This window comes from Collimonas arenae, assembly GCF_000786695.1.
GTDB classification, from domain to species: Bacteria; Pseudomonadota; Gammaproteobacteria; order Burkholderiales; family Burkholderiaceae_D; genus Collimonas; species Collimonas arenae_A.
In genome coordinates, this window is the sequence record NZ_CP009962.1 from 2968026 (window position 1) to 2981649 (window position 13624).

Sequence of the window (13624 nt, forward strand, 5' to 3'; positions counted from 1 at the left end):
TTCTTTCGAACTGTACTCTGCATAGATTCTACCCATCACGGCCCCAAAACCACAGGCTTTTTAAAAAAACAAGCCGCCGACGGATTCCTGTCATTGTGCGGTAAAACGTTTGTGATAACTTCCCCGGCTTGACTGAGCATGCAGCTCGGAGTTGGTCGAAACAAGGAACAGCAATGTCGCAACGATTTCATAACCCGGTGGCCATCCATTTTGGCGCCGGTTGCCTGCAGGATCTGCCGCAAATTCTTGGCGCGGGAAAAGTGGTCCTGGTGACTTTCCCTGAAGCACGCACGCTCGGACTGGTCGCTAAAATGACTGAGTTGCTGGGCGACCGCCTCTCTTATGTCATCGATGATATCCAGCCCAATCCCGATGTTGCCGGACTAGCGGCGATGTACGAGCAGTTCTGGCGTCAAGAGCAAGCCTGCGACATCGTGGTGGCGCTCGGCGGCGGCAGCGTGATCGATACCGCCAAGGCGCTGCTGGTGGGTACTGTCAGTGGCAGTTTCCAGGAGTTGCTGGCGCTACTCGCAGATGGCAAGCCGTTCACTCCACCCAAGGCAAAGAAACTGGTCGCCATCCCGACCACCGCAGGCACCGGCAGCGAAGTCACGCCCTGGGCTACGATTTGGGACGCGGCCAACCAGAAGAAGTATTCCTTGCACCTGGACTGCACCTGGCCCCAAGCGGCGCTGGTCGATCCGCAGCTGATGTTGACGCTGCCCCTGCAGGTCACGATTTCCACCGGACTGGATGCGTTGTCGCATGCACTGGAATCGGTCTGGAATGTCAACGCCAACCCGATTTCCGACACCTATGCAGTTTCAGCGATCCAGGACATCCTGTCTTGCCTGCCGGCGCTGGTCGACGATCCTGGCAACCAGGCGCTGCGCTCGACGATGGCGCTCGCAGCCCTCAAGGCCGGCCTGGCATTCTCCAACACCAAGACCGCGCTGGCGCATTCCATTTCTTATGAAATGACGCTCGGATATGGGCTGCCACACGGAATTGCCTGCTCTTTCACGCTGCCGATGGTGTTGCGCATGGCCTGGGGCGCGCAAGCGGATCGTGACGTTGTGCTGCAACAGGCGTTTGGCTTGAGCCGTGACGACGCGGAGCAGCGGCTGCGCGATTTTCTCCAGCAGTTGGACGTCAAGACCGATTTTTCCGACTACGGCGTCGCCCCCGAAGAGGCACGGCAAATAGTGAACCGGGCGATGCAAGGCGCGCGCGGGAAAAATTTTATCGGGAAAGACGAGACATTAGCCTTTCCCTAAATCACTGCTCTGCCGCTATCCGGCAAAGCAGTAGTGCTCATCGATCGCCGTTCACCCGCGGTATTTGAGCAGTGTTTTGTTGCTGCGCGTTACTGCCCGGACGGCGGCTGCCACAGCTCAACCTTGTTGCCTTCCGGGTCCAGCACCCAGCCGAATTTGCCATATTCCGATGCCTCGCTATTGCCGATCACATTGCAACCCTCCGCACGCAAGGCGTCCAGCAGTGCATCCAGGTCGGCGACACGGTAGTTGATCATGAACGGCGCGGTGCTGGGTGCGTAATTGTCGCTCTCCATCGCGGAGACACTCCAGATCGTCGAGCCGCCAGCCGGCTTGCCGTCATCTCCCACCCAGTCGAACGACGCACCTCCCCAGTCCTGTACATCAATGCCGAGATGGGTTTTATACCAGGCGCGCATGGCTTCCGCATCCTTGGCCTTGAAGAAGATCCCGCCGATACCGGTTACTCGTTTCATGTGTGCTCCGTATAGGAAATGGTCAGGTGTCGAAAGTCTACACCACGGCGGCTAAACCCTGGCCGCGCTTGGCGCTGCTTCGTCAAAAATTCTGATTTAGAGCCAATCCATCTGGCGTAGCCAATGAAGAAATCCAAGGTTAGAGCCCCTTGTGACAAGGAAATCCAATTCACCCAATTCGTTCATAAAGCGCGCCATTTTATTTCCGCCTATCGCTCCGGTAATTTAACAAAACATAATTCATTAAATTCGTTAAATTCATTGAAGTTAACGAATTAGGCGTTTATGATGAGTCATCAGTTGCCAGCAGTTATTTTTCCACTGCTGGCGACAAAAATCGCCGGTCACGTTAATGCGTGAAACTTCCAGCGACATCGCGACCGCTCCATGCCAAACAGGAATCTAGCTCTTCGGTAAAGAGCCTGGCATGGGTTTGCGCCCAAGAAATCAAGCGCCTTTTTATTGGATTTTTTCTCTAAAAGCCATGGCAAACTCAAAACCTTTGATCGTGTTTGAACGGATTCTTGCGTTCGAACTGCCGCAATGGCTGGTTGACGCCTTCATCTTAAGCGCCACCGCCCGATTGGCCGGCCACTTCCATTTCAATTCGGCGCTGACCACAACGGCTCCGATCCACTTGGTGCTCTTGTATTTTTGTTGCGCGCTTGGCGTGTTGACTTTTTCAAAACTGAATTTGTACACATCGTGGCAAGAATGGTCAATGCCGATGCTTTTTACGCGGCTGGCTTCTGCCTGGGGCGCCATATTGTTAATGGGATATTTTCTCAGTTTCATGATTCATGGCGTGGGCGGATTGTCGCGGCGCTGGCTGGTGTACTGGTATCTGATCAGCATCGCTTTCCTGGCCCTGCATCGGCTGCTGACCTACGCCTCGGCCTGCCACCTGCGCAAGCGTGGCTTTAACAGCAGGCGCATAGTAATTGTCGGCTACGGTCCCACTGGCCAGGAAATGCACAGGCGCGCACTGCGCAATGCCGCCGCGCTCTATGACGTGCGCGCCGTTGTCGCAACCAGAGAACAAGCGAACAAATTGCAAGACCCCGCCATCGACCAGATCCATGGCTACGATCAGATCCATCACTATGTGGCGTCACATGATATTCATGAAATCTGGATCACCTTGCCAATGAGCGCCGCGCCTCAGTTGAAACAACTGCAGCACTGCCTGCGCAACACGCTGGTGGATATTCGCTGGGTGCCCGACACATCGGGAATACAAATGCTCAGCAACCAGGCCGTCAATTTTCTGGGGATTCCAGCGGTAGAACTAAATCGCCCGGCGCCGAGTGGCGTACACGCCATCGTCAAACATCTGTTGGACAAATTGTTCGCTCTGGCGGCACTGATGTGCCTGGCGCCGCTGTTTGCGATCATCGCAGTTTGCATAAAATACTCGTCTCCCGGCCCGGTATTCTTCAAACAGGCAAGGCTCGGCCTCAACGGAAAAAAATTCATGGTCTATAAATTCCGCACCATGAAGCTGCATCAGGAACACAACAAGATAACGCAAGCCACGCACAATGATCCCCGGATAACCCGGATCGGACAGTTTTTACGACGCACCAGCCTGGACGAGCTGCCCCAGTTCATCAACGTGCTGCTGGGCGACATGTCCGTCATCGGCCCCAGGCCGCACGCGCTGGAACACAACGAACTCTATGAAAAGCTGCTGGAAATGTACATGGTGCGCCATCGGGTGAAACCGGGGATCACTGGCTGGGCGCAAATCCACGGCTACCGGGGGGAAACCGACACCGTAGACAAGATGGAAAAGCGCGTCCAGTTTGACCTGTACTATATCCAGCACTGGTCGTTCCTGATGGATTTCCGGATCCTGGTCTGGACCGCCTTCAGGGGTTGGACCGGCGCCGCTGCATATTGATGCCCGCGGCTGAGCCATCCGGTCCCGCCAGACCTTGCGCACTCTAGAACGAAAGCGTTAGCGCAAGCGGTGCCGGGCCCGCCTTCAGCTCCACCGTCTCGCCACTTGCGGGGCACGCCCTGTCGACCTGCCCAGGCAGAAACTCGCTGATGACACAAGTCTTGGCGCCATTTCTGGCGAACCGGTAAATCCCCCCGCCCTGTGTCGCCCCGCTCCATGCTATATACACCGTACGCCTTTCTTTTGTTGCAGCTTGACTGCCCAGCGTCAGCAGGTAGTCGTTGCCATTGGCCTTGGCCGAGAGCAGTTGCGTCTGGCCGATTCTGGAAAGCAAATGCTGCATGGCTAACAAAGCCGGTTTCGGCTGGTCATCCACATCGACGAGGCCATAGTTGTCCTCAATCGCGCTTGAGTCATGCCCTGCATCCTTCCAGGCGTAAATATTCAGCAATGACAACCGGACAAAAACACTGGAAAGATATTCCCTTAACACCAACAAGGCCTGTTCGCCCTGATCGCGCGTGGGGGCGACGCTGGAATACCCCCACTCCGAGGCGATCACCGGCGCGCTGCTTCTCTCATATTTGTTCATCACCTGATGGATTTCCGCGAAATCACCGATCAACGACTCCGGCTTCTGGCGATAGGGATGTATGGAGATGCCGCTCAGGCAGGTTTTCAGTGATACATCGAGTAACTCATCGTAGGGAGAACTGGAGTTGGCATGTGGCATTTTTGAGAAACCGAAGCCGAACACTTTATACGGATGAGAACTTCCCTGGCTTTGCAAAGCGCTGCAGATTTGCTGCACCGAAGGCACCAATCCCGGGCGCAATAATTCAGGTTTCAGAAAAGTCGTGATTTCGGGTTCATTCCATAGCTCCCATAAAATATCGGGATCAGGATGCTGCCCCATGAAGCCTACGGCGAAATTTGAAAAAGAACTGGCAGACTGGCTGGCCTTCTGGCGGCTGGCGACTGCGGAACTTTGCTCGCCCCATACGTCCGGACCACCGAATAGCGTCAGGATCGGCTTGAGCTGTACAGCACGCAGGCGAAGCAGCAAGCCGGCGTAATCAGGATTTCTACCCGAAATGGCGGCAATCGGTGGTCGCACGCCGAAACGCACATATTCAAAACCCGCCTTCTTGATCAGTTGCAAATCCCTTTCCGATATCCGCGCCGGATCGATCTGGATGCTGATGGCGGTCGGATAGAGCGACGGGATATTGTCCAGTTCAAGTGCCTCGGCGCGAGCGCCGGCGAACATGCAAAGCACCAGCACCTTGAGAGAAAAACCTATACCTGCCTTCATGTGCGCTCCTCAATAGAAAATAACAGCTGCGGCAGCAAGAAACGATAGAATTTATATGGTGGTTCGCAACTTCTCGAACAAATTCTGGTAGCTGGCCACGAACCTGGCCGGCGCGAATTTCTCCTGATAAGCATGGCGCGCAGCGTCGCCGTATCGGCGCAAGGTGGGTAAATCCAGATCATGCAATTTCTGTGCAAGATCGGCTGCGGTGCAATTGAACACCAGACCGTTCACGGCATGTTCAACGATCTCTGGTAAGGCGCCACGGTCGCTGGCGATCACCGGCACTGCGCTGCGGAATGCCTCTAGCACGGTCAAGCCGAATCCTTCGTTGCGTGAAGGCACAATGAATACGTTGGCGCGGTCATAGAAACTGTCGATCAAGGCATGATCGACCCAACCATAGTAGTGCACATTGCCGGCGACGATCTTCTCGATCTTGAGATTACCGAGGACAGCGTCGCCTACGATGTGATAGACAAAATCCGGTTTGCTTTTTTGCAGGATATGGATCGCTTCGACCAGGATATCGTAGCCTTTCTCCCAGTCCAGGCGGGCAGCAAACAGAATGTGCAATTGCTCACCGGACTGGAGCTGCGTCTCACGCGGGCAAGTCCTGTCAAGTACGGTACTTTGAATCAACACGTTTTTCCTGGAAAAGCCGTGTTTGCGATTGATCTCGTGCTCGTGACGGGAAATATTCACCACCGCATCAGGGATGTAAGACATGCACCGCTCGATAATCCGGCTCAGCCCTATCACCAGCTTGCTACGATCGCGGAAGCTGGCCCAGCCATGCGCGCAATACACTGTCTTTGTATTGCGGGAGAGCCATGGCTTGGCCAGGCACAACGCAACGCCGGCGAAGGTGCTGTGCGCGTAGACCACATCCGGTTTGCGCTGCCTGGCATGACGTACGATTGCCGCCGCCAGTAGCAACGGCCCCAAGCCTTTACGCGAATAGGCGTGCGGCTGAATCCGCTTCGAAGCAATCTGGTCCGCTTGCGCGGCGGGGATCAGGTATTCGAAATTGCAATTGAAATCGCCACTGAAATGTTCCAGCATATCGAGATAGGTGGCAATCCCCCCCTTGATGGTCTCGGCTACGTTCAGGATGTGCAATGGTCGCGTGCGATTCATTCAAATCTCCTCGTAAAAGCAGCTTGGCCTGGTGCGATCGGTTCCGGTGACGGGTTCTCATCATCCGGCGCGAGATATCTGATTCCGAAAACACAAAAGGCGTAGGCGCTCAGATGCCTGAAGAACGACCCAAGATCCGGCTCGAAAAAAGTCTGGATCACAAAATTGGCGGCTACCAATAGAAACAAGGGGTGACTGCGATTGCCTCTCTTGAACATGACCAGGGTCAGCAGCCAAAGCGTCGAGGAAAGGATGATTTCCTGCGCGCGCACAGAAAACAGCGGTGCGAAATAAAAGCGCATGGCCGCGAACAAGGCGTTCGGGAGCACCGTCAGCACGCCGCTGGGCGCCAGGAAATTGGTGAACATCGTCTTGGAGTCGGACAAGCCCTCTCGATTTGCATTGGCGACATCGCGCGCCTGCTGCAACTGGTCCCAGAAATCGCCCGGTATGGCGCAACAGAGCAAGAGCATTCCGACGATCAGGCAAACGCGCAGCTTGCCACGGCTGCCGGCTACCACATGCAGGGCCAGCATCAAGACGGCGATGACGGCGTAGTACACACGGAATTTCCATGCATAGAGCAGGTACAGGGAAACGATAATCATCATCTTCTTGCGGTTCGACAGCTGCATGGCGCATACCGAACAGGCCACCAGATTCAGGACAATGACGATGACTTCCTTCGATAATTTAAGATTGAAAAGTGCGAACGACAGCATCAGGAGAAACGCAAACAGCAGATCAATCAGCCGATAAGATCTCTTGCATACGTAGACAATCACCGCCCCAGTCGCCAGCAGCAGCAGAATCTGCGACCATTCCGGCCCAATCACGGCATACACCATGGCGGTGCTGGTAAACGAATCCTGCAGCGAGATATCGAGATCGGTATACCTGATCAAATCGGTGATGGTCTTTTCATCGATAAAGAAATAATCAGGGAGAAAAACCCGCTGATAAAAATAGATCAGGCCGCTTAGCAGCAACAGGAAAATCGCGCAGATGACACGCATCTCCGGATTGATGCGCGTGCTATATAATTTTTTCATAATCGGCGTTGACGGCTGTCCAGAGCGTCGTAGTTGCGGCAGATCCTTGATAAACGGAGGAATTCAGCAACGCCGATACTTCCTTTTTGAGCCTGAGCGTTAGTCGCGCCCTGCCCGTGCCGGCGCATGACTCGCGGGCGTGACTGAGCAGATCGAGCGTATCTTCCACATCCGGTATCGGCGAAGAGATGAAGAACCTGCTGCGGCCGATCAGCTCAAAAAAAGATTTGACCTTGACGTCCCAGTTAAGCCCGATCGCAGGTATGTCCAAGGCATAGGCGACGATGCTGGCGTGCAAGCGGTGCGCGATGATGTAGTCGCAGGTGCTGATGTTGGCGACCAGCTCGGCCGGCGCACTTGCCCTCGCCATATTGACGATCTGCTGCATACCAAGGCCTGCCGCCAGCGCGTCCTTGAATGCTTCGTCTTCGGGAGCGCCATTGGTAAACAATTTGACGACGTAGCCGGCCGCCATCGCCTGGCGCGCCAGATTCTCGAAGAACCTTGAAATTTGCAGGCCGTATGCCGCCTCGCTCTTGATGCCGTGATTGACTTCCAGCGGACAGGAAATGCAAATGCCGAGCACATTTCCCGTATGCGCCGTGAGGCCGCTTTGGGCAAAAGTCCGCTGCGAATAAATCGCCGGATCAGGGGTAATGCAAACATCGCCATCGATCGCCAGATATTTTTTCATGTGCTGCGCCGACAGCAAATCCCGAACGCTGATACGCATCGGCGCCATATTCCTGACAGCGCGCTGAAACAGGTTGGCGCCGATCTTGGACATCCGTTTCGATACGCCCACTGAAAAAATGGCCACCTTTCCCGGTTTCCCTATCGCCCTGATGGTTCTTGAAAGCAGAAACAGCTTGATCGGGAAATTCAAGTGCGCATCCATGAACAGCTGCCCGCCGCCAACCACGATAAGATCGGCGTCAGCTAGCTGCTCGGCCCATTTATGACGCCAGCGCCACCAGTATTGCAAGCAAAAATAAGCGCAAACAACCGACGGTCGGAGTCGTCCTGGCACGCGGTTGATTAAAGGCCTTCTGGACAAGGTAGAGGCGTCATAGCCATCGCGCCCGGCAATATCGAGTGCGCTGATATGCGCCGCCGGCGCCAGCTCGGTGAGCAACTGCCGGATGTTTTCATATATCACGCCGTCGCCCAGATTCGGGCTATACGGTACTGCGCAAATCACGATTTTCATAAATAGATGGCCTTTAGACTTTTCTTGATCTGGTAAAACATGATGATTGCGGCCGCCCCCAAGCCGAATACCGTGGGAATCAAGACGTTGCTGATCGAGCGATTGCCGTTGAGGAAAAAGGCGAACAGGAAAAACAGGAAGCCGACCGCGACCGCCCAGCTGGCGTAGTGCGTCAGCCTGAGCGCCTTCAAGACTGTGCGTCCCCCCTGGATGGCGGCGAAAATGACTGGAAACAAAACGTAGTCGCGCATGTTAAGGCCGGCGTATTTGATGCCAAACAGCAGTCCCACCAGCGACTCCCCCGCTGCCCACATCAGCAAGCTATAGAGAAGACTGAATCCCAGCGTGACCAGTACAAAGGTGCGCGCCATCGCCGAAAATTTGCTTGATCGCTCCTCCGCAAGACGCGACAACCTGGGAAGCTGGTAGTTGGAAATGGCGATATTCAGGTATTGCGCCGGCAGCACCAAGGTCATCACAACGCGGAAATTGGCAGCCAGTTCTGCCTGCTGGCGCGACATGTAAAAAATCACCAGACCATGCGTCATGGCCCACACCAGGATCTGGCTGAAGGTGTTGTTCAGCCCAAAACTCAGCCAAGGTGTTTTTTCAAGTGGCGAGTTGCCGACTTGTTCGCTCTTTAACGACATGCCGCGGGAAATCAGACTGCTCGCAAGCAGCAACGGCAACCCAAGGAATATCAACACTTCATTCAGCTGATATGGACTGTTCTTTGGAATCAGGGCAATTGCCAGGCAGACGCCGGCAAACTGCGACAGCGCCGGAATGACCGATTTCAGACTCTTGTTTTCCAGGATAGCGATGGAGCGCACGGTCCAGTAAGCGATGAAGCCGGTCAACGCGAGTACCAGCGCCAGCACAAAGTACGGCGGCGAGTTGGGGATATGCACTATCAGGTATATCGTTACCGGAATGCTGGCCAGGGCCAGCGGCACGTGCAACTGCATTAACAGCGACTTGCTGATGAAATGATCCGATTTAGAGAAAACCAGCAACGGCTCCATCACGGTGCAGCCGTGGATGATGTTTAAAAGAATTACCGCCGAATACACCGCAGAAAACGAGGCGAAACCCGTTACGCTCAGATATCTGGCCAGTAACGTCTGGGTGCAAAAAAATGACAGAGTAAAGATCGCCTGTTCGAAAATAACCTGGAATAAAGCGCTGAATTTTTTCATGGCTTGGGCTTCATCAATTTGACGCCGGTAGAAACCTGGGAGAAAGAACGGCTAAGCGAGCATTGTTCTCATGCCTTCCCTCCCCGGTTCGCGGGGCTTTCAGGTAGTGAGAGGTTTGCCTTTCTTGTATGAATAGGCGGTATAGCGATAGCTCCCATATTTGGAGCCGTAGCGATATCTGCCGACATTGGGATCCAGGCCATTGAACAAGACGCCTTTCGGGTGCGCGCCGTTTTGCACCAGACGTCTTGCCGTTTCCAGGATCTCCCCGATTTTCGTGACGCCGGAGCGGGCCACCAGAAAGGTCGTGCCGGAAAACTCGGCCAGAATCGCCGGATCTGCCACCGCAAGCACCGGCGGCGAATCGATAATGACGATGTCATACTGCCGGGCCACGGTTTGCAGCATCTCGCCGACGCTACGCGCCATGAGCAGTTCTGCCGGATTGGGCGGCAATTTTCCGGTCGACATGAAATCCAGGCCCGCGACGACGTCCTTGTGTATAGCAATCGACACGGACAAGGTGCCAGACACAAGTTCAGACAAGCCACCGTCGCGTTCGAAGCCGAAATATTCATTCAGGTGCCCCTTGCGCAAGTCGGCGTCGATCAGGAGCACGCGTTTGCCTGACGACGCCACCACCGCAGACAGGTTTGCCGCGATAAACGATTTACCGACGCCAGGCGCCGGGCCGGTCAGCAGCACAATATTATTTTTTGCTTCCAGCATGGCGAACTGCAGCGCGGTACGCAGGCTGCGCAGGCTTTCTATCGCCAGGTCGTTGGATTGCGCCACCGCTAGCAAAGACACTTCGTGCGGCCTGGTTCTCGCCTGCCTGCTCAGCGCCAGCTGTGCGTCGCTGCGAGGAATCGTCGAATAGACGCTCAGGCCGGTATGCTGCTCGATCTCGTTGGCGTCAGTCACTCCGCTAAACAACATGTTGCGGACAAAAGCCGCCGTTATGCTGCCGAACAAGCCGAGCAGCAAGGCAACCGGCAGCACGATCAGCTTTTTCGGTTTGACTGGAATTTCCGGCAAGGCGGCGACATCGACCAGCCGTACATTACCGATCTTGCCGGCTTTGACCAGCTTCAACTGTTCGATATTGCTGAGCAGCCCGGTATACAGCGTGGTGTTGACGGTGACATCGCGCGTCAACCGCAGTACATCCTGCTCATTGTTTGGAAAACGCTTGATCAGGCCGTTGACTTTTCCCTGTTCGCCGTTCAAGGCCTGGATTTGTGCATCGACCGCCTTCAAGGATGGATGCGACTCGGCAAAGCGCATAGCCAGATCCTTGCGCTTCTGCTTGAGTTCCAGCAGCTCGGTTTGCGTGTCCACTGCTTTTTTCAGCACCATTGCGCCTTCATCGCTCATGCTGATGCTGCCGAGTTTGTTGCGCAGGGCGTTATACCGGTCTTCCGCAAGCTCCAGTTCGTTTTTCAGTTCTGGTATCTGCTCGTTCAAAAAATCCAGCGATTTGGCTGCCTCGGCGGATTTGCGTTCGATGTTTTGCCGCACATATTGCTGGCCGATCTGGTTCAGTGTTTCGCTCACGATCCGCGCGTCCGGTCCCTCCCAGGTGGCGCCGATCACACCCGACTGCTTGCCTTTTTCAACAATCACCAATTGGTCTTGCAGGTCGAGGATGGTTTTCAATCTTGCATTGCGAACCAATCTGAACACTGCCCCGGGCCGGGCATTGATATTGGCGACTCTTAGCGTAAGATCGCCATCCTCAACCGTAAATTTTTCCAGCTTGCCGACGCTGCCTTCAAACACATTATCGAATTCTCCGCTAGTGAGCCGATAGCGCCCTCGCGACAGCACTTCGAGTTTGAATTTTTTCTCTTCGAGTACCTGCGGCACATTGAAAATGTCCGCATCCATGCTCTCGTTACCCCATACGTAGCCGCCAAAGCCGAACAATCCGGGGGTCGATAATTTTTTATTGTGGCGCGCAATCCAGCCGCCAATCAGAGGGAAGTATTTCGGGTTCTGATCGATAAACAGATGCAAGGCGTCTACCGAGCGCGAAACCACCAGACGTGAACCGAGTATTTCAATCTCTGCAGCCGCAGTCGATTTGACATCAAACATAGACGACATGTCGGCCAGCATATTGCTGGCCGCGGCGCTGGCAGAATTGTCTTCGACCTGGACCAGGATATCGGCCTGATACACCGGCGTACCCAGAAACGCATAGAGTGCTCCGATCAAGAAGAAAACACTGGTCACGATAGCGATCATCCGACGATTGTCGACCAGTACATCGAGCAATGCCGCGAGATCCAGCTCGTCGTCCTTGCCTGCGGTAATGTGCAGTGGCTGCGTAAGTTTGGTCATTGATAAATTCGTGATGATATGGTTTGTCAATCAGCGGTCTGTACCGGGCCGTGGCGCAATGACGAATGCGGCGACCGGCTTGCCACTATCCGCGCCACCCATTCGTCGACACCTCGATCGATCAACGTTAAACAGCGTTCAAACTCACCGCGCGACTGTTGATGCGGGTCGAAGATATCGAACTGGCCATACTCCCCAAGACGAAACAACTTGCCGCGGGTGGTGGGGTAATGTTTTTCAATGAACTGCTTCTGCAGCTTGTCCATGACCAGGATCAAATCTGCCGACTCGCAGTGCCAGGCCCGTAATTGCTGCCCACGGTGTGCTGTGATATCGATCCCGCGCTGGCGCATCAGCTCTACGGAGAAAGGGTCGGCCGGCGCGCCGGCGACGGCATAGATGCCGGCCGAGCTCATCTGCACGCCGGGCAATTTCCGGGCGAACGTCGCTACCGCCATGGGACAGCGGCAGATATTGCCGATGCAAACGATAAGGATGGATTTGATCAATTGTTCTTGTCCACGGCATTCCGGTAGTTGACCGCATTGGTCGAACTGCCGATGAAGAGCGCCATGATGCGGCTGAAACGCACCAGCCCCGGGGCGTCGACGTACACGATGTCCTTGGCTTGCAGCTCGAAATTTTCTGCCAGCGCCAGGCTCACCGGCGACTTACTGTCCAGATGGAAGATTTCCGGCATGGTGCCGTCGGGCGCCGCGCGCACCACGTAGATCGCGCTCGGATCGCTGGTTTCCGCCAGCACGCCGCCGACCTGGCTCAGCGCATCGCTCAAGGTAAGGCGGCCATTGCTGCGCAACGGTACTCCTCGCGGATCCCTCACCTCACCCGCTACCATGATCTGGTTGTCGGTCAGCGGCGTGACCCGCAGCAAATCTTCGTTCTGCAAGAGTATTTTGGAAGGACTGATTCCGTGCTCCGCCAATTCTGGAATGCTGATCCGATAGTTTTTGGCGTCACGCGTCAGCGTGATACGGCTGGGATCGCCGGACGGACTGATACCGCCGGCCTGGTTGAGCGCCTCCGCCAGTGACATCGGTACGTCGGTAATCGCCTTGACGCCGGCGCTGCGCACCTCGCCATCCACATAAATTTTCCGGCTGCGATAGCCGATCACGCGCAAGGTAATTTGCGGATCGCGGATATATTTCTTCAATAAAGCCATCAATTGCTGCTGCGCTTCGGGCTCTGTCAGGCCGCCGGCCTTGAACCTGCCGACGTAGGGAAACTGCACATTGCCGTCGTTGCCCACCGCATAGCCAGGCAGCGTCTGCGCGGCGAGGCCGACGTTGGCTATTTCGGCGCCGCTGGCGCCGATCGTGTAGGTCAGGTTCGGCACCACCAGCTCGGGGTGATCCCAAACGATGATGGACAGGACGTCAGCCACGCCGATCCGATAGGGTTCGGGTTTTTCAAGCAAGGCCTGGTAATACGACATGTTGGCTTGTGCCTGCTGCAAGCGTTCAGCGCGCTCTTGCTGCACCAGCTTGAGCGTAATCGGCTTGACCACAGGCCTGGAATCCGGATCGGTGGCATCAATCGCCCCCTGCGCATCGAATCGCATCCCGGGCGCCAGCGCGCAGCCGCTCAGCGCTAAGGACAGGAGTAACAGGACGATTGTTTTATTCAATTGAACCCACACGTAAAAATCACCCGGCAATCGCCGGGAAAAATACCGGGGGTATCGG

Annotated in this window: 11 protein-coding genes; 2 read left to right on the plus strand and 9 right to left on the minus strand. The window is 55.4% G+C overall.

Going from position 1 to position 13624, the window contains the following annotated elements:
* Positions 1-173: 173 nt before the first annotated feature.
* Entirely contained in the window at positions 174-1277 is a 1104-nt protein-coding gene (psrA, locus tag LT85_RS13060) for an iron-containing alcohol dehydrogenase PsrA (RefSeq protein ID WP_038489385.1), read from the plus strand.
* 89 nt (positions 1278-1366) lie between these two features.
* On the opposite strand, the gene LT85_RS13065 is transcribed toward psrA, so the two are convergent.
* Positions 1367-1753 carry a VOC family protein gene (locus LT85_RS13065; protein ID WP_038489387.1) on the minus strand — a complete coding sequence of 129 codons (387 nt, stop codon included), beginning with the start codon at positions 1751-1753 and terminating at the stop codon, positions 1367-1369.
* A 484-nt stretch (positions 1754-2237) separates the two neighbouring features.
* On the opposite strand from LT85_RS13065, the gene LT85_RS13070 reads away from it, so the two are divergent.
* Positions 2238-3656: an undecaprenyl-phosphate glucose phosphotransferase gene (locus tag LT85_RS13070; RefSeq protein ID WP_038496112.1), complete on the plus strand. Its 1419-nt coding sequence runs from the start codon at positions 2238-2240 to the stop codon at positions 3654-3656.
* A 43-nt stretch (positions 3657-3699) separates the two neighbouring features.
* On the opposite strand, the gene LT85_RS13075 is transcribed toward LT85_RS13070, so the two are convergent.
* The 8 genes from LT85_RS13075 to LT85_RS13110 form a co-directional block, all read right to left on the minus strand.
* Positions 3700-4971: a hypothetical protein gene (locus LT85_RS13075; protein ID WP_052135145.1), complete on the minus strand. Its 1272-nt coding sequence runs from the start codon at positions 4969-4971 to the stop codon at positions 3700-3702.
* Positions 4972-5022: 51 nt separating this feature from the next.
* Positions 5023-6111, minus strand: a complete 1089-nt coding sequence (locus LT85_RS13080) for a glycosyltransferase (RefSeq protein WP_038489389.1) — start codon at positions 6109-6111, stop codon at positions 5023-5025.
* The gene (locus tag LT85_RS13085) at positions 6108-7163 is read right to left on the minus strand and encodes a hypothetical protein (RefSeq protein WP_038489393.1); all 1056 of its coding nucleotides are present in this window, start codon (positions 7161-7163) and stop codon (positions 6108-6110) included. Before LT85_RS13085 ends, LT85_RS13080 begins: the two co-directional genes overlap by 4 nt.
* Complete coding sequence (locus LT85_RS13090; protein WP_052135146.1) at positions 7147-8373, minus strand: polysaccharide pyruvyl transferase family protein; 1227 nt, start codon at positions 8371-8373, stop codon at positions 7147-7149. The genes LT85_RS13085 and LT85_RS13090 overlap by 17 nt, the downstream gene beginning before the upstream one ends.
* On the minus strand, positions 8370-9572 hold the full coding sequence (locus LT85_RS13095; RefSeq protein WP_038489396.1) for a hypothetical protein: 1203 nt from the start codon (positions 9570-9572) through the stop codon (positions 8370-8372). The genes LT85_RS13090 and LT85_RS13095 overlap by 4 nt, the downstream gene beginning before the upstream one ends.
* A gap of 99 nt (positions 9573-9671) precedes the next feature.
* Positions 9672-11918 (minus strand): polysaccharide biosynthesis tyrosine autokinase, encoded by a 2247-nt coding sequence (locus LT85_RS13100; RefSeq protein ID WP_052135147.1) that lies wholly within the window; start codon positions 11916-11918, stop codon positions 9672-9674.
* Positions 11919-11944: 26 nt separating this feature from the next.
* Positions 11945-12427, minus strand: a complete 483-nt coding sequence (locus LT85_RS13105; RefSeq protein ID WP_052135148.1) for a low molecular weight protein-tyrosine-phosphatase — start codon at positions 12425-12427, stop codon at positions 11945-11947.
* Positions 12424-13566, minus strand: a complete 1143-nt coding sequence (locus tag LT85_RS13110) for a polysaccharide biosynthesis/export family protein (RefSeq protein WP_052135149.1) — start codon at positions 13564-13566, stop codon at positions 12424-12426. The genes LT85_RS13105 and LT85_RS13110 overlap by 4 nt, the downstream gene beginning before the upstream one ends.
* Between the last annotated feature and the right edge of the window lie 58 nt (positions 13567-13624).

What these genes read in the sequence shown, in the direction of transcription:
- psrA (WP_038489385.1), top strand. Translation starts at nt 174, where the DNA reads ATGTCGCAACGATTTCATAACCCGGTGGCCATCCATTTTGGCGCCGGT.
- LT85_RS13065 (WP_038489387.1), bottom strand. Translation starts at nt 1,753, where the DNA reads ATGAAACGAGTAACCGGTATCGGCGGGATCTTCTTCAAGGCCAAGGAT.
- LT85_RS13070 (WP_038496112.1), top strand. Translation starts at nt 2,238, where the DNA reads ATGGCAAACTCAAAACCTTTGATCGTGTTTGAACGGATTCTTGCGTTC.
- LT85_RS13075 (WP_052135145.1), bottom strand. Translation starts at nt 4,971, where the DNA reads ATGAAGGCAGGTATAGGTTTTTCTCTCAAGGTGCTGGTGCTTTGCATG.
- LT85_RS13080 (WP_038489389.1), bottom strand. Translation starts at nt 6,111, where the DNA reads ATGAATCGCACGCGACCATTGCACATCCTGAACGTAGCCGAGACCATC.
- LT85_RS13085 (WP_038489393.1), bottom strand. Translation starts at nt 7,163, where the DNA reads ATGAAAAAATTATATAGCACGCGCATCAATCCGGAGATGCGTGTCATC.
- LT85_RS13090 (WP_052135146.1), bottom strand. Translation starts at nt 8,373, where the DNA reads ATGAAAATCGTGATTTGCGCAGTACCGTATAGCCCGAATCTGGGCGAC.
- LT85_RS13095 (WP_038489396.1), bottom strand. Translation starts at nt 9,572, where the DNA reads ATGAAAAAATTCAGCGCTTTATTCCAGGTTATTTTCGAACAGGCGATC.
- LT85_RS13100 (WP_052135147.1), bottom strand. Translation starts at nt 11,918, where the DNA reads ATGACCAAACTTACGCAGCCACTGCACATTACCGCAGGCAAGGACGAC.